The sequence below is a fragment of the Larkinella bovis genome, assembly GCF_042655385.1.
GTDB classification, from domain to species: Bacteria; Bacteroidota; Bacteroidia; order Cytophagales; family Spirosomataceae; genus Larkinella; species Larkinella bovis.
On record NZ_JBHSMA010000016.1, the window covers coordinates 99499 to 114462 of the forward strand.

The 14964-nt window shown below is 52.4% G+C and carries 13 protein-coding genes; 4 read left to right on the forward strand and 9 right to left on the reverse strand.

The features are described 5' to 3' along the window. Positions 1-3: 3 nt before the first annotated feature. Positions 4-1263, reverse strand: coding sequence for an MFS transporter (locus ACFPMF_RS26330; protein ID WP_379850828.1), 1260 nt, complete (start codon positions 1261-1263; stop codon positions 4-6). A 382-nt stretch (positions 1264-1645) separates the two neighbouring features. Between ACFPMF_RS26330 and ACFPMF_RS26335 the strand changes: the two genes are divergently transcribed. The 3 genes from ACFPMF_RS26335 (at position 1646) to ACFPMF_RS26345 (ending at position 6015) form a co-directional block, all read left to right on the forward strand. Then, the gene (locus tag ACFPMF_RS26335) at positions 1646-2596 is read left to right on the forward strand and encodes an ABC transporter ATP-binding protein (RefSeq protein WP_379850830.1); all 951 of its coding nucleotides are present in this window, start codon (positions 1646-1648) and stop codon (positions 2594-2596) included. A 339-nt stretch (positions 2597-2935) separates the two neighbouring features. Next, positions 2936-4180 (forward strand): hypothetical protein, encoded by a 1245-nt coding sequence (locus ACFPMF_RS26340; RefSeq protein WP_379850832.1) that lies wholly within the window; start codon positions 2936-2938, stop codon positions 4178-4180. 275 nt (positions 4181-4455) lie between these two features. Then, positions 4456-6015, forward strand: a complete 1560-nt coding sequence (locus ACFPMF_RS26345; RefSeq protein ID WP_379850834.1) for an ABC transporter permease/substrate-binding protein — start codon at positions 4456-4458, stop codon at positions 6013-6015. Positions 6016-6018: 3 nt separating this feature from the next. Here the strand turns inward: ACFPMF_RS26345 and ACFPMF_RS26350 are convergent, their stop codons facing one another. Next, positions 6019-7140 (reverse strand): hypothetical protein, encoded by a 1122-nt coding sequence (locus tag ACFPMF_RS26350; RefSeq protein ID WP_379850836.1) that lies wholly within the window; start codon positions 7138-7140, stop codon positions 6019-6021. A gap of 309 nt (positions 7141-7449) precedes the next feature. Here ACFPMF_RS26350 and ACFPMF_RS26355 point away from each other — a divergent pair, with 309 nt between their 5' ends. Then, a complete protein-coding gene (locus ACFPMF_RS26355) occupies positions 7450-9150 on the forward strand; it encodes a hypothetical protein (RefSeq protein WP_379850838.1) in 1701 nt (566 codons plus the stop codon). 31 nt (positions 9151-9181) lie between these two features. On the opposite strand, the gene ACFPMF_RS26360 is transcribed toward ACFPMF_RS26355, so the two are convergent. From ACFPMF_RS26360 to ACFPMF_RS26390, 7 genes are read right to left on the reverse strand one after another with little or no spacing between them, the layout of a single operon-like run. Then, on the reverse strand, positions 9182-9802 hold the full coding sequence (locus ACFPMF_RS26360) for a sterol desaturase family protein (RefSeq protein ID WP_379850840.1): 621 nt from the start codon (positions 9800-9802) through the stop codon (positions 9182-9184). A 1-nt stretch (position 9803) separates the two neighbouring features. Then, positions 9804-10388 (reverse strand): DUF4833 domain-containing protein, encoded by a 585-nt coding sequence (locus ACFPMF_RS26365; protein WP_379850842.1) that lies wholly within the window; start codon positions 10386-10388, stop codon positions 9804-9806. A 22-nt stretch (positions 10389-10410) separates the two neighbouring features. Further along, complete coding sequence (locus ACFPMF_RS26370; RefSeq protein WP_379850844.1) at positions 10411-11331, reverse strand: PfkB family carbohydrate kinase; 921 nt, start codon at positions 11329-11331, stop codon at positions 10411-10413. A gap of 42 nt (positions 11332-11373) precedes the next feature. After that, complete coding sequence (locus ACFPMF_RS26375) at positions 11374-12102, reverse strand: HAD family hydrolase (RefSeq protein WP_379850846.1); 729 nt, start codon at positions 12100-12102, stop codon at positions 11374-11376. A gap of 16 nt (positions 12103-12118) precedes the next feature. Beyond that, complete coding sequence (locus tag ACFPMF_RS26380; protein WP_379850848.1) at positions 12119-13144, reverse strand: lysylphosphatidylglycerol synthase transmembrane domain-containing protein; 1026 nt, start codon at positions 13142-13144, stop codon at positions 12119-12121. Beyond that, the gene (locus ACFPMF_RS26385; RefSeq protein WP_379850850.1) at positions 13125-14099 is read right to left on the reverse strand and encodes a CDP-alcohol phosphatidyltransferase family protein; all 975 of its coding nucleotides are present in this window, start codon (positions 14097-14099) and stop codon (positions 13125-13127) included. The genes ACFPMF_RS26380 and ACFPMF_RS26385 overlap by 20 nt, the downstream gene beginning before the upstream one ends. Then, positions 14096-14953, reverse strand: a complete 858-nt coding sequence (locus tag ACFPMF_RS26390; protein WP_379850852.1) for an ATP-grasp domain-containing protein — start codon at positions 14951-14953, stop codon at positions 14096-14098. The genes ACFPMF_RS26385 and ACFPMF_RS26390 overlap by 4 nt, the downstream gene beginning before the upstream one ends. Between the last annotated feature and the right edge of the window lie 11 nt (positions 14954-14964).

Genomic DNA, 14964 nt, shown 5'->3' on the forward strand with positions numbered 1-14964 from the left:
TTTTTACAAGGCTGATTCCTTTTGATCGTTTTGTTGGACCGTGATGGATTCCGGGGTCGGTTGTATTCTGTATAATAGAAAGGCGCACAACGCCAGCAGTACGGCACCCGTTTGAAATACCGTAGACAGGTCAACCTGGGCATCCCGCAGCGCACCGCCGGCATACAGTCCGATGCCTCCGATAATGCAGCTGAAGAAGTTCAATATCCCGTAGGCGGTTGCCCGGTAGCGCTCATCGGTGATCAGGCACAGAATGGGCATCATGTTGCCGTCGGTGAAGATGCGTGTAAACGAATACAGCATAAAGCAGCCAATGGCCACCGACAGGATGGAGGTATGACTAGCCAGAAAAATCGCGGGAGCCGCCAGGCATAAACCGACTACCGGCACTAAAATTCGCCCTCGGGGGTTTTTACGGGCCCAGCGGTCCGCCAGGATACCGCCCGTGATCACGCCAAGGAGCGAGGCCGCGTGAAAATAGCCGGTTGAGTAGACACCCGCCATGGTTTGGGAAAGGTTGAAGTTTTCTTTAAAATAAGTAGGGAGCCATCCTACGATCATCCATCCGATGATTCCAAGCAGACTCCAGCAGGTTAAAGCAAGAATAAAACCACGACGCCCCAGGAGGTCTTTGACGGCCGCCCGAAACTGTACCTTTTCGGGTTGCTGAAGGCCCTGGGCTAGGGTTGACGGTTGTTTTGGCGCATCTTTAAGCGAAAAGAGAAGAATCACCGCGTATCCGATTCCGATCATCCCGAAAATGAAAAAGGGATAGTTCCAGCTATGATCGGTGGCCAGCCAGCCACCGACAAAGCCCATGCTTTGACCGACCATAATACCGGCCATGTGAATCCCGTTAGCCAGCGAGCGGGTGGAGCCTCGGTGGTAATCCATGATCAGTGCGACGGCCGCCGGGGCATAACACGACTCGCTGATGCCCATCAGGGCCCGGGTGACCAGCAGCGATTCGAAACTGGTGGCGTAGGACGTAAGCCAGGTTACCGCCGACCAGACAAAAAGGCTTCCAATAATGACCCGGCTCCGGCTAAACCGGTCGGCCAGGAAGCCCGCAAACGGACTCAGGATTCCGTAGATCCACAGGAATACCGCGGTTAGCAAACCAAACTGGGCATCGGTCATCGGAATGGCTTCCACGAGCGAGCTGCGCATGGTGGTAAGCATCATTCTGTCCAGATAATTCAAGGCCCCCACCACGCAGAGCAGGGCAACGATCAGCCAGGGATAGAGTTTATGAACTTTCAAGGGTAAAAGGGTAAAGACGAATTGTCTATTTTAAACGTATCGAGCGAGGCATCTGTCCGCCGGTTCAATCGACGAAAACATCACCTTGATTTGCTATTTCGTCAAAGAATCAACTAATTAGCGCCAACCATGATGGTCAATCACCGCTGGCATGTCGCTTCCTTGTAAAAGTATAAATTGCGACCGTGCCGGTCTTATACTTCTTTATTTAATACTGATACAATTTTTCGATCAACCAGGAACCTCACCGAAGGTTGAGGCCATGGTTTACCATTGACGGTTTAGGGGCTTGGGGTAAAAAAGATGTAAGGTTTTGCCCCCCTCTCTCAACTGAAAACTGACCACCGTAAACTGAAAACCGCAACCCGTAAACCGCCCCCCAATGATCGACGTCCGGCACCTGAGCAAACGCTACCCAAATCACACCGCCGTTGACGACGTTTCGTTCACCGTGCAGGAGCAGGAAACGCTGGTGTTGCTGGGCACGAGCGGTTCGGGCAAGACCACCACCCTGAAAATGATCAATCGTCTGATCGAACCGACCACCGGGTCGGTGGAAATCAACGGCGTTGACACCCGCCGGCAGGTGCCGCACGAATTAAGCCGCAGTATTGGCTACGTCGTTCAGGAAACCGGGTTATTTCCGCATTATACCGTTCGCGAGAATATTGCTATTGTGCCCCGGCTGCTCCACTGGGACAAAAACCGCATTCAAAACCGGACGCTCGAACTGCTGGCGATGCTGCGACTGCCCGAAAAAATCCTTACGGCCTATCCCGACCAGTTGAGCGGAGGACAACGCCAACGCGTCGGGCTGGCCCGGGCGCTGGCCGCACATCCTCCCATTCTGCTCATGGATGAACCGCTGGGAGCACTCGACCCCATCACCCGGGCCGAGATTCGGCAGGAGTTCCGGAATCTGGACGAGTTACGTCAAAAAACCGTTATCCTGGTCACTCACGATATCCGGGAGGCCCTTGAACTGGGCGACCGGATTGCCGTGATGGACGACGGGAAAATCCGGCAGATCGGGACACCGAAAGAGTTAGTGCTAAAACCGGCCCATGCGTTTGTGCAGCGTTTTTTGGGCGATCAGTGGCTGGCGTTGCAGCTGCAGGTCGTCACCATCGGCGATCTGGAAGCCCATCTCCCTGACGAACCGGCAGAAATTGAGGACCGTGTTCTACCGCGCGAAACCAGCTTGCACGACGCCCTGGCTCACCTGACCAAAACCGGGTCGGTCCGTTTGCCGGGAGCAGAAAGGTCGATCCGCATCCGGCCGGCCGGTCTCTGGACAGCCTTTCATCAATTCGTTCGACAGGCATCTTTCTGACCGGCCGATGGCTTTTAAAACCGCCCTTTTGACCGGATTATAAAAGCCGGACAACTTTCGTGTCCGCACGATTTTTTCGGCTTGACTTCGTTTCGTAAAAAGGGTACCTTGTCTATCATTTCAACTAGCCCCCATCGCCAGAACGCATTCGTATACCTGGCCGTTTCCCTGCTTTTCGACGCAGCTTATTTCTCATAAAATACTGAATTACTGAGCCAGGCCTATCTTATAGCTCTATACGCTTAGTTTTTCAAGTATTGGTCGAAAGTGCCTCTGTAGTCTCCGTTCATATCTGCTGGCGTACGAAGTAGTATTTTGAAAATCCAATCCTGCTATGAGATGAAAAACATATCCGTTCTTCTGATTTTACTACTGCATTTTTTTATCGCGAACGCGCAGATCAGCCACTATATACTTTGTCATGAAAACCCGCTTCAGCAAGGCAGTTTTGGCGCTGGTTTTACGAACCCCGATACCCTTGATGCCTCATTAAAACAGCAATTAATCAGGTGGGATCAGAATGAGGATTTCCAGCGAACGATGGTTGTTCTACAGGAACCTTCTACCGTGACAAGTCTGGCAACCTGGACTATCATGGATCTAGGATACCAAAAGAAGAATTTTATCCTCGATTCCGATTTGCAATTGCCCATTGCCATCGGCGGCAAGCGGTTTGGCCTCAATCATGTCCAGGTCATTCCCCGGTTTCAGGTACGAATTTTCCAGGACGACATCCAGGTGCCTTTTGGGCCCAAAGGTGATTATTCGCTCCCGGTCCGAACGCCCAGCGCCATGCCCGGAATTGCTTATTACCGCTCTTTTCGCCAGTGGTGGAAGAATGTCAATGCGCCCCGCTGGTTTACCGGACTGTACGTATTTCATCATTCCAACGGCCAGGATGGTTCCGAAATCGATACGGTTCGACGGCCCGGCGAGGTAAACATCTACAACGGCAATTTTTCTGAAAATGTAATTGCTGAATTCATTGTCGGTGGCAAATGGACGCTGGGCCGAACCGACCTCCTGATTTCACCGGAAAACCGGGCGCTGCGAAATGCTGCCAAACCGGGTGATTTGCTCTATTTTAAAACGCAAAAAAAATGGGATTTATACTGGCGAATAGGGTATGAATGGCATCCAAAATCATTATCGAATTCGGTTTTTGATTCATTGGGTATGTACGGGAGGCACCGGATTAATGTACGCGTGGGCCTTATCCGAATCCGAAATTTAATGGAATACATAAAAGGCACTGACACGTTTTGTATGCTAAAGCCGGAAACGGCTTTTGAGCAATTCCGGGTTACGTTGAACATGAATTATATCGCCGACACACGCTATAACCGGGGTAATACTTTTTCCCTGGATCGAATTGCGCAATTCAATCTGAAGCGCCGACTGAATCTGTGGGCTTCATTTTATTACATTCTTGGCAAATCAAAACATTCGGCCTTGTTTGCCCAGGCCGGGTATTTTGGATCGGATACTTATAACATCTATTTCAACCAGAGTATGTGGCACGTCAAAGCCGGTTTTTCATTTGCCTTTTTCGACCAGCATTACGAACCATTGATCACGAATTAACCCATCATCCCCATGGCTAAAAGCAAGTTTCGTTTCGAAAATTCAAAACCTGTTACTTTTGTACAGGCTACCACTACCGATTTTTTTCTATGCAATAGCCTGGAAGAGAAGAAAAAGTATATTTACTTCAAACGAGGGCCGTTTGGTACCGGCAATTTTCAGTGTGGCACTGAAAAAACCAGAATGCTGAAAGACGGACTAAAATGGGATCAAACCGGGCAGATCTGCGATAGCGGAGAAGCCGTTTGGAAGGTAGAAGCGACCTAACAGAATTCATGCAGGATTTTTTCGATTTCGTGGTTCAGCAACGCGGCAAACTGGTCGAGCAAACCCTGACACACCTTGGTCTGACGTTTCTGTCGCTTTGTCTCGCCCTGCTGATCGGGCTTCCGGCCGGAATTCTGATCACGTATCGGCCCAGAATCGCGGTAATCGTTCTGGCGGTTATCGGCGTTTTTCAAACCGTGCCGAGCATTGCGCTGCTGGGCTTTCTGATTCCGGTCTTGGGGATTGGTGTCGGTCCGGCGTTGGTGGCGCTGTTTCTGTACGCCCTGTTGCCCATCGTCCGCAACACCTATGTGGGCATTCAGGAAGTCAGCCCGGCGCTGAAGGAAACCGCCCGGGGCATGGGGATGACGCCCCGTCAGGTGCTGATGAGCCTGGAGTTACCCCTGGCCTTACCGGTTATTTTTGCCGGCATTCGCACGGCCACGGTAATTAATGTTGGCGTTGCCACGCTGGCGGCTTACATTGCTGCGGGCGGTCTGGGCGAGTTTATTTTCGGCGGTATTGCGCTCAACAACACGAACATGGTCTTGGCGGGGGCCATTCCTGCCGCCCTGCTCGCCCTGCTGTTCGATTTCCTGCTGGCGCGGCTGCAACAGTTGCGGGGGCTTCGACTCCGCCGGGTAGCCGCGGTTTTTCTGCTCCTGCTGCCTTTCCTGTCCGCTTTTTACTGGTTACCTACTGACCCGAAAGCAAAACTGGTAGCGGGTTTTGCCCACGAGTTTTACGGCCGGTCCGATGGGTATCCCGGCCTGATTCGGGCCTACGGTTTGCAGGTAAGGCCCCGGCTCATCGACCAGAATCTCATGTACGAAGCGGTTTTTCGCCAGCAGGTCGATCTCATCAGTGGGTATTCGACCGACGGACGAATCCGGGCCTTTCAACTGCGGGTTCTGGAGGATGACCAAAAAGCGTTTCCGCCCTACGAAGCCGCTCTGGTTGCCCGGCAGGCTATTCTGGACCACTATCCGGAACTAACACAGACCCTCAATCTGCTCGCCGGACGGCTTTCCGACGCAGCCATGACGGACCTCAACTACCGCGCGGATTACCTTCACGAGTCGCCGAAGGAGGTAGCCCGGCGGTTTTTGCAGCAACACCGGCTCTTACGCCCGCCCACCGCTGCGAAACGGCGGGGGCAGGTCGTGATCGGCACCAAAATTTTCACGGAACAATACATTCTGGCCGAAATCCTCCGGCAATTGATTGAAAACCGGACCTCATTGCAGGTGATTACCAAAACCGGTCTGGGCGGCACCAAAATCTGCTTCGATGCACTGAACGCCGGCCAAATTGATCTCTATCCCGAATACACCGGCACCGGTCTGCTGGTGATTCTGCAACCCCCACCGGCGCAGGCCGACTCGCTCAAAGCCAATCGGCAGGCGGTTTATCAGTATGTCCGTCGTGAATTTCAGAACCGGTATCAGTTGCGCTGGCTAACACCCCTGGGATTTAACAATACGTACGCGCTGATGATGCGCCAGGCGCAGGCCAATCAGCTCGGCATCCAGTCTATTTCGGATTTGAAACGCTACCTGGATCAATGACCCTTAAAACCCATCGAAATCGGGCGCTTTCTGGATCCGGTAAGCCTTCAGCCATTGTTTCAGGAATGCATTATCCTGAAACGTTGCCATATCATTTTTGAGGTTCTTAAGGCTTCGTTTCAAATTCTGCACATCGGTTTTGAAACTATGTTCCAGGCTGAGGGAGGATGCGACGAAATACAGCGGTTTTCCGCTCACCGCCGAAAGCTGCGATTGCAGATCGTATAATTGCTCATCCAGTTCCTGCGCCTGTTGTTTCAGAATTTTGTTGTAATACTTCAGCTGCTCCTCGGCCAGTTTTTCGAGGTGGTCCTGATCGATTCGGTTATATTCCAGTTGCAACCGCAGCAACCCCAGTAAATCACTCTTTTCGTAGGCTTCCGTAATCCGGTGCATCACTTCCGTTTTGCGCTGTTTTTCGGCTTCAACAGGCTCGCGGTCGGGGTGAAAAGCTTTCACCAGATCCATATAAACCGCCCGGACGGCTTTCGTGATGCTGCGCTCCTCCAGCTGCTTCCGGGTCTCGCGGTCCTGCTGTTTGGCCGTTTTGGGGCGTTGAGCCCGGTGTTCTTTGGTCTGCCGCTGGGCTTCTTCGCAGGCCTTCTGCTGCTCTTCGAGCTTTTTCCGCAACTGCTCCTGCAATTTTTCGGGTGAGCTTCCCTCCGCATCCTCGAACTCAATCCCGAACATTGCGCTATAGAGTTGCCTCATGGCATCCGAAGCGTTCTGATCCGCTTCGGCGTTGGTGCTGTCAAAACCGCCGGGGTCGTATTTATCATACACCGGTTTCAGTTCATCCAGCCCGTGTTCGGAAATGAGATCGAACGCCAGGTTCAGGATCAAATCGGCCAGCTTTTTGCGTTCATTGGCTTTGAACAAACCGGATTCGTAGGCCCGGTCGAAAAGCCGAACCAAGGCTGCCCTCTGCTGGTGGTATTCCGTCTGCAACGGATTCAGTTCCGTTCGGATACGGTCCTGAATCCGGCTTATAACCACCCGGTAGTCGGCCAGTTCTTTCTCCAGTGTTTCGATTTTCCGAATCAGGCGGTTAAACTCTTTCTGCGGTTTTGATAATGTGTAGTTGTCACTTCCGATTCGAATAAGTTGGGGGGGTGAGTCAGGCATAGAGATGGCAGGGCATTGAATACGGCAAAAATACAACTAGAATTGAGGTAATAAATTTATTTTCAAAGCCTACTGCCTATTTATATTCCGGATAGCCGTTCCATAATCCAGCCCCTGCCACCCCGGCGATAAAAGGGGCCGGACCAGGGCGTTAAAATCATTTTGGCAGCGCTACAAAATGTCCAATTTCTACTTATTTTTGTTTCGTTCCCTGGTTTTAGCCCGCGGCCCGTCTGAACGGTGTTACTAAGCACTCTCTTCCCGTTACAGGCCACGGTATGCGCCTTTTCTTATCTCATTCCGGACACAATGAACGATTCCCGTTTTACGCATAAGAACATAAACCGGTTCTCGCTGTTTATTGTACTAATTCCCATGGCGGTCTACCTGGCGGTCCTGATTCCCTCCTTAGTTAATTTTCCTTATTACGACGACTATTTCTGGTACAATAAAGTATTTCTACGGGCGCAGGGCCGGTCGTTTATCGATCAGCTGGTTTTAAGCACGCACCAGGAAAGCGATCACCGGATCATTTTCCTGAAAGGAACGGGTTTGCTGCTGGCTGCATTGGGGCCTTTTGATTTCAGGGTACCCATCGTGCTCAGCAATGGTCTGTTTTTTCTCTTCACGGCCCATCTGACGTTTAGCCTATACCGTGTTACCCGCAACTGGGTATTCATAATTCCCATTGCGTTTCTGCTCTATCAGTTTTTGCCGTATACCGTCGCATTTTCCTACGGGATACACGATCAGGCCGTGATACTGTTTTTCTATATCGCCTTCTTTTACGTCTGGAAAACGGATCGACTGGCCGTAGGGCTAACCGGTCTGGCCGCCATTTTGTGTGTCCTGAGCAGCACGAATGGCCTGATTCTGCCGCCCATCCTGGCGGTCATCTACGGGCTGACCCACCGTTTTCGGCTAGCCATTGGCTATGGGCTGCTGACGGTTCTGTCTTTTGGGGCGTATTTTCACAACTATCAATGGAACGTGGGTACCATCGCGAGTGTCCCTATTCAGGATCGAATCGTTGCGTCCTATCTGTTTCTGGCCGAAATCATGGGCTCTTACGCGAATAACAACCTGGCTTTCGGACGGGTCATGGCACAAGCGGTGGGTTCGCTGATCATTGGGTTTACGGGCTGGTTATTGTGGCGATTGATCACGCAAATTGACTGGAAACGGTGGTATCTCCCGCCGGTTTCGTCCCAATCAGCCGATGCCAGGCGCCACCTTCTGCTGACGGCGGTTTCCATGCTCGGTTTTATCCTGTTGACGGGATTGCTGATTATTTACAATCGCTACAGCGGGATCGATCGGCAGAATAACATTGTGGCGCATTACCGGCAGTATTCCTCGTTTGCGCTTTCGTTTTGCTACCTGGCCGGACTGTTGTTTGCGCGGGAACGCACATGGAAAAGATCGTATGTGTTGGGGAGTATTTTACTGGCGGTTCTCAGCAATCTGGCTACGTATGCATACATTCATCACGACCTTCGTTCCTATACGCTGTCCTTACAAGCCGACACCTACAACTGGCAAACCAATCGCTCGATACTTTTTTTGCCCCCGATTATCGGTGAGCAGGCCTGGCAGACGCTGACCAACGAAATGGAAGTTTCCTATGACTGCCATATACTCGCCCCGCCCCCGGCGATTCAAGAAGCTCGTAGTGTTTCCGGGGTTTTACCCGCCACCGTCTGCCCGGTTTTCGATGGCCTGCTGGTCACGGTGAACGAACCCGACCAACGGTTGTCGTACTTGCGAACCGCCTTCCTGGTTCTTCGTAACGCCCAAACCAGTTATTATCTTCCCTACATCAATCCCCTCCATACGCTCCGGGTAGCCCTGCGAAAACTGGCGTTGATGAATCCGGTCGGTCATGCACTGATCAGCCGCTCCATCCCTGATTTCGTGTTGCCGCCCGGTCGTTACGAAGCCTTTTTACTCGATGACGATCAGCATACGATTCAGCCGCTCAGTACGTCCATAACGATTCCTGAAAATTAATCCGGGAGCCAACCGGTTTCAGCGCCCGCGATCAGGATTTATACTTGAAGCCCGACTGAAAAATCCGATCCCAAAAATCGGAACTCACCCCATACCCGTGCGCCGGATCGGAATAATGATGTAGCATGTGGTGCTTTTTGATGTTCTTCATCAGGGCACTTTTAAAATTGTAATGATGAATGGCGTAATGCATCATATCATAGATCAAATAACCCGTAATGAACCCCGTGAAGAAACCGTAATTGTACGTTGCGGGCAGTAGCCAGTCAAATAGGAAATAAAACGCAGTAGCCAGCGGAATACTGGCCGAGGGCGGCATGACCAATCGTTTGGCATCGTTGGGATAATCGTGATGCACCCCGTGGAAAATGAAATGCAGACGTTTGCCCATCCTGTTTTTCGGTTCATAATGAAACACAAACCGGTGCAAGACGTATTCCGTCAGTGTCCAGATGAACAGACCCGCAGCAAAAAGCTCGGGAAACCGCCAACCCAGTCCAACAACGAATAACCCCTGGTACGTTAGAAACAAAATGATCGGAATGTAAAGAACCAGCGGTACCCAGAAATGAACTTTTGAAAACACTTCCAGGAAATCACTTTCAAACATCCGGCTCGATTCCTGGGAATTGGAGACATAATTTTTAGCCATGTCAGGAAGGTTTGATACGTTGGATGACGGTTTTACCCGTGGCCGGATTAACGCCCCTCAGTTCAATATACAGGACGTTCGGATGCCAGAAAGTTCCGCCGTCAATACGAATAAAAATACGATTTAAAATGCACTCCGTTTTGTCAATATCAACGTAAATATGATATTGATTATCCGGGCTTTTCCGCAAAAAAAGCGGTATTTTATTGTACGCGACCGAGCGTAATTCGTAGCTATCAGTCCCAATGGATTTGGAATTAATACCGTAAGCGAACTTCCGCTGAATAAAGTTTAACTCTTTACGCTGCCCCCCTTCAGGATACCGAATCCAGTAGCCATGAACGGGGTTATTTTTATCAAGTTTTCCTTGTTTGTCGACATTCAGTTCGTAGCAAATGGTATTAGTATTGGGGTCCCGCTGAATGTAAAACAGCAGCCCGGGCGTTTTCTTCGGAACCGGAAACGCGTCCGGACTCATCAACGGTGTCCGGGGGCGGGGTTCATCTTTTTGGGCCACGGCAGCATTGCCATTGAACAGGACCTGAACGTACGTAAAAAGTAAAATGAGTATTCCCGCGTTTTTCATTGTTGCCGATCTAAAGAGTCTTTTACTGAAAAGTAGACACCGTAGAGGCCATTTTGTTTTTGGAATTACCCGCCCGCCGTTTTTTCAGCACGTCATTCACGGTTTCGGCGGCTCCGGAAAACGGACCGGACGATTCGATTTTGAGCGTGGCCATGGCCGCACCAAACTCACCGGCTTCCTGTACCGAAGCCCCCTTTATTTTTTTCCAGAGATACCCCGCCATGTAGGTATCCCCGCAGCCAGTGGCATCCACCACGGCGGTCGGTTCGAAAGCCGGAATGCTGTAAAACTCATTTCCCGTGTAAACAATCGACCCCTTGCTACCGAGCGTAATAATCACTTCCCGAACGCCCAGATCGGCCAGGTAGCGAGCCCCTGCATACGGATCGTCCAGCCCGGTCATGACCTCCATCTCGTGCTCATTCGCCTTCAGAATAGCCACGTGGGGCAAGGCTTCCCGCTTGTCAATCCAGTCGCGGTACAGCACTTTTTTGTTACTCACATACCGCAAATAGCCCTGCGCGTCCAGCGACACCAGCCCTTTTTGCGCCAGGGCTTTCAGCAGCTCCACGGAAATATCGTCGGCGAGCAACGGTCCCAGGTGGTAGATCCGTGCGTCGACCGCGGGCATTTCCTCCAGCCCGAAAGGCGCGGCCGTGTGGTGAACATTCTGCTCCCGGTAGTCCTGATCGAGGCTGTAAATGTTCTCGAAGAAAACCGTATGCTCGCTGGGCAACACGTCGACATCCATCCCATCCCGGCGAATATCGTCCACCACGGCCTGCTGTTCAACGGCCAGGGCCGTAATGAGCTTGTAACGCACCTCAAACTGCCGCAGTGCTTTGGTAAAGTAAAAGGCCGTCCCCCCCGGCATATAGGTAACCGACTGGCCGGTAACTACCTTGTCCAGTGTTATGTGTCCAATCGTGCAGATATCATACATGCTTCTTTCCAATTTGTGTCGCTCTTCTTTACGTACTACTTCTTACCGGACTACCGACGCTTTCCACTCGGCAAGCACCTCGGGGAGCCGGGCAAAATCCTTGATTTCGGCATCAGCGGAGAGACGGTTTGCTCCGGTTTCGGAGGTCTCCTCCCAGCCAAGGCCATTCAGCCAGACCGTTCGGCAGCCCAGTTCGCGGGCCGGGCGAATGTCTTTGGTATAGGAATCCCCGATTACTACCGTTTTTTCGGCGGGCAGGTTCAGAAAATCCACCCCCAGTTGGTAAATGGCCGGATCGGGTTTGCGAACGCCCACCACGGCGGATTCAACAACCGTTTGGAAACAGGAACGAATGCCAAAATCCGCCAGCACCGTATTCAGGTTCCCGTAAAAATTAGAAACCATTACCAGCGGATACTGGTTCGCCAATTCCAGCAAAACCGGCTTGGCCTGCGCCACGGTTTGCCGCGCAAACGCATTACCATCCGACGCAATGGCTTCGATGACGTTGTTGTCCACCCGATAGCCGTTTTCGGCCAAATACTTGAATTGTTGCTCGGTTTTGAACACCAATACCTCATAAAACGAATGTTCCGGTTTTACGATGGGATTGATCGCCAGCGCCCGCTCCCCGAACGCAAACGCCTTCCGGAAAGCCGCCTGATCGACCGGTACACCGTGCCGCTGGTAGTAGGTCCACAACACCCGGCCCCAGTGCAGGCCGTTGGTATCGATGGTTCCGCCGTAATCAAATAACAATCCTTTTATCATCGTTTCCGTGGGTAAATCAGTCGTTGGGAATCAATTCGGCCGGTTGCGGTACGGTTTTGGGTCGGGCGGTTTTCAATAACGCCAGCCCGATCAGAATCCAGACAAACTCCCGGATCCGCATCACCACGCCGATAAAAACACCGCTGGCCGCCGGAAAGCCAATCCACCGCAGGGCCAGGGCCAAACCGCCTTCCCGCGTCCCGAGTTGCATGGGAAAAAAGAAAATCAGGTTGGCAAACAGCGACGAGCCGGAGCTAATGATCAGCGACTCGACCACCGACATATCCAGCTGCATGGCCCGGGCAATGAAATAAATTTCCAGACAGCCCACCACCCGGCCCGCAAATTCCAGCAGCAGCGACGCGTAGAAGCGCGGCTTGCGGTCGGCATACAGCACCCGAATCTGGTGATCGATTTCCAGCAGCGTCTCCGCCTTGTCGTGCGCCATGCCCTGCACCTTCCGTCCTACGATCGGCAATTTTTCGAGCAGTCGAACCGTGCTGACCGTGAAGCCTTTCTGATAGACGCGAATGAACCAGTAGCCCAGCCCCAGCCCGACCGTCAGCAGAATACCGCACCCCCAGAGCATCAGGTCTGTCAACGGCAGGAAGGCGACAATCAGCACAATGGAAACCAGCCAGAACACAATGTGCGAAAACATGTGCATCAGGCTGTACAGAATCACCGACGAGCTGGCTTTCCGCACCCCCAGCGCGGGTTTTAATTCCATGATCCGGTACGGTTCCCCGCCCAGCGCCACGAAGGGCGTGATGTAGTTGATGGCGTACCCGGCGATGGTGATGCGCAGCACCTGCCCGAACGGCAAGCGGGTTTCCGGCCGCTGTGGTTCCTGAATGATGGCGTGGAAGGCCAGCGCGTTCAGCACGTAGATCACGAGCCAGCTCCCCACCACCGGCAAAAACCAGATGCCGGTCTTGGTGATGTTCAGCCAGATCTCCCCGAATCCCATGACGTACATCATGTAGACCAGCGTACCGACCCCAATCGTGAAAAACAGGGCCTTATAGAGCTTTGTACTCATTCGCGCGGGCGGTTTGAATCTGCTGGTAAAAATAGCGGCTGACACCTTCCTGCTTCACGCACATGTAAATCAGAATGGGGTTCAGAACAAAAATGTCAAACATAAAATAAATCCAGGCCTGGTCGATAAACAGCCACAGAAACAGAAATAGCACCCGCGTATTGAACTGAACGATGTTGGTGTATTTCATCAGCGGTTTGTTCTGCGCCCGGAAATCGGTCACCAGTTTGGTCGGCAAACCGTTCGGGTATTTCTCCCGGATGACGGCCAGCAGCTTTTGCAGATTGGGCGAAAACCGCTCCTGCAATTTGGTATAATTGAGGTAGTTGCGGGCCACCAGTTTCATGCCGAAGTTGCGGCTCCACGAAAGCTGGTCGTACTCCCGCTGCAAATCGCGGCTGTTGTCCAGCTCACTGCCCGACGTGCCCTTGATGAAAAACAGGTGCACGTTCCGGTAGTAATCGGCCATAGCCGACTGCACCACGTGCGAGGCTCCCGCCAGCACGCCCGGTACCCAGATCAGCGCCGACCAGCCTTCGTTCATGCTCCGCAGACAGATGGCGACGTGAATGGAAATAAACCAGAAATCACCCGCGACCCCGTCCAGAATCCGGCCCAGCCGACTTTTGTTGTTGGTCATCCGTGCCAGCTGACCGTCGGTACTGTCGAGCATATTGGCAAACACCAGCGACAGCATCCCGATCACGTTGATCGTCAGCGACTGGTCGTAAAACAGAATCCCGGCGGCTACCCCGAAAAAGATACTGATGATGGTAACGGTATTGGGCGTAATACCGACCCAGGCGCAAAACCGGGCAATCTGATACCCAATCGGGCGGTAAAACCAGATATCAATCGTTTCTTCGGTATCCGACGACTTCAGGGTATTTTGAAAGGCGGTATTCGTGGGTTCCACGGTTTCGGGCGTTGCGGTTTTCTTGCTCACGGTGTTCATAACTCGGCTTGGGTAAAGGTCTGATGCAGTACGTCCGCAATCGCGTCGGCAGCCTCTTCGCGGCAGGGTGCAAAACTGGGCCAGTCGTTCAGGTCGATGATGTGAAACGAACCGTCTTTGCCCACAATGGCATCTCCGCCGTAAATTGAAACACCCACCGCGGCCGCCGAAGCCGTTGCCACCTTTTGCAAATCCGCTTCGTCGAACGCATGATGGTGCGCCTTGCCGTTGATAGCCTCATACTCAACGTACTTATGGTGATTATGTTCATACGGGTAAAACCAGTAGAAGAAATCGGTTCCGCGCACGCCGTAGAACTTGACCAGATCGCCCGCCAGGTGTTCGGAAATCAGCACCTCAGCAATGTCGCGCCGGGCGTATTCCCGCAGCATTTCGCGGCCTTCCTTCCGGCTTCTGACAAACGTTACATCCTCCCGGTGAATGGCGTGAAAATCGCCCCGCTTGATCCAGAAGCCCTGATCCGTCCACTCGTTCAGGGGGTCGTTCTCAGCCGTAGACATAATGATGCTGCGCGGTACGGGAACGCCGTTTTCTTCCAGAGCCCGGTGCATGTTGATCCGAAAACAGTTCTGGATGCCAAAACCGGAATTGACCACCACAGCCCCGGCGGTTTCGACAGCCTGCAACTTCTGCACCACCGCCTTCTGCCGGGCCATCGTAAAAATGCGCTGTTCCGCAACGGTAGTCTGTTCTAAAAAATCGTCTTCACTGCAAATACGGATCTGGTTCCCCCGCTTTTCGAGGGCCTGAGCCGTTAAAGAGAAAATGGCATCATCGTTTCCAATATGATTCGGTGAAAACTTCTGATTCCGGTGTATACCAAGTAATTTCAATGTCTTAGGTA

Excerpts from the sequence above, each read along its gene's own strand:
- ACFPMF_RS26335 (WP_379850830.1), top strand. The coding sequence starts at position 1,646 with ATGATCGACGTCCGGCACCTGAGCAAACGCTACCCAAATCACACCGCC.
- ACFPMF_RS26340 (WP_379850832.1), top strand. The coding sequence starts at position 2,936 with ATGAAAAACATATCCGTTCTTCTGATTTTACTACTGCATTTTTTTATC.
- ACFPMF_RS26345 (WP_379850834.1), top strand. The coding sequence starts at position 4,456 with ATGCAGGATTTTTTCGATTTCGTGGTTCAGCAACGCGGCAAACTGGTC.
- ACFPMF_RS26350 (WP_379850836.1), bottom strand. The coding sequence starts at position 7,140 with ATGCCTGACTCACCCCCCCAACTTATTCGAATCGGAAGTGACAACTAC.
- ACFPMF_RS26355 (WP_379850838.1), top strand. The coding sequence starts at position 7,450 with ATGAACGATTCCCGTTTTACGCATAAGAACATAAACCGGTTCTCGCTG.
- ACFPMF_RS26360 (WP_379850840.1), bottom strand. The coding sequence starts at position 9,802 with ATGGCTAAAAATTATGTCTCCAATTCCCAGGAATCGAGCCGGATGTTT.
- ACFPMF_RS26365 (WP_379850842.1), bottom strand. The coding sequence starts at position 10,388 with ATGAAAAACGCGGGAATACTCATTTTACTTTTTACGTACGTTCAGGTC.
- ACFPMF_RS26370 (WP_379850844.1), bottom strand. The coding sequence starts at position 11,331 with ATGTATGATATCTGCACGATTGGACACATAACACTGGACAAGGTAGTT.
- ACFPMF_RS26375 (WP_379850846.1), bottom strand. The coding sequence starts at position 12,102 with ATGATAAAAGGATTGTTATTTGATTACGGCGGAACCATCGATACCAAC.
- ACFPMF_RS26380 (WP_379850848.1), bottom strand. The coding sequence starts at position 13,144 with ATGAGTACAAAGCTCTATAAGGCCCTGTTTTTCACGATTGGGGTCGGT.
- ACFPMF_RS26385 (WP_379850850.1), bottom strand. The coding sequence starts at position 14,099 with ATGAACACCGTGAGCAAGAAAACCGCAACGCCCGAAACCGTGGAACCC.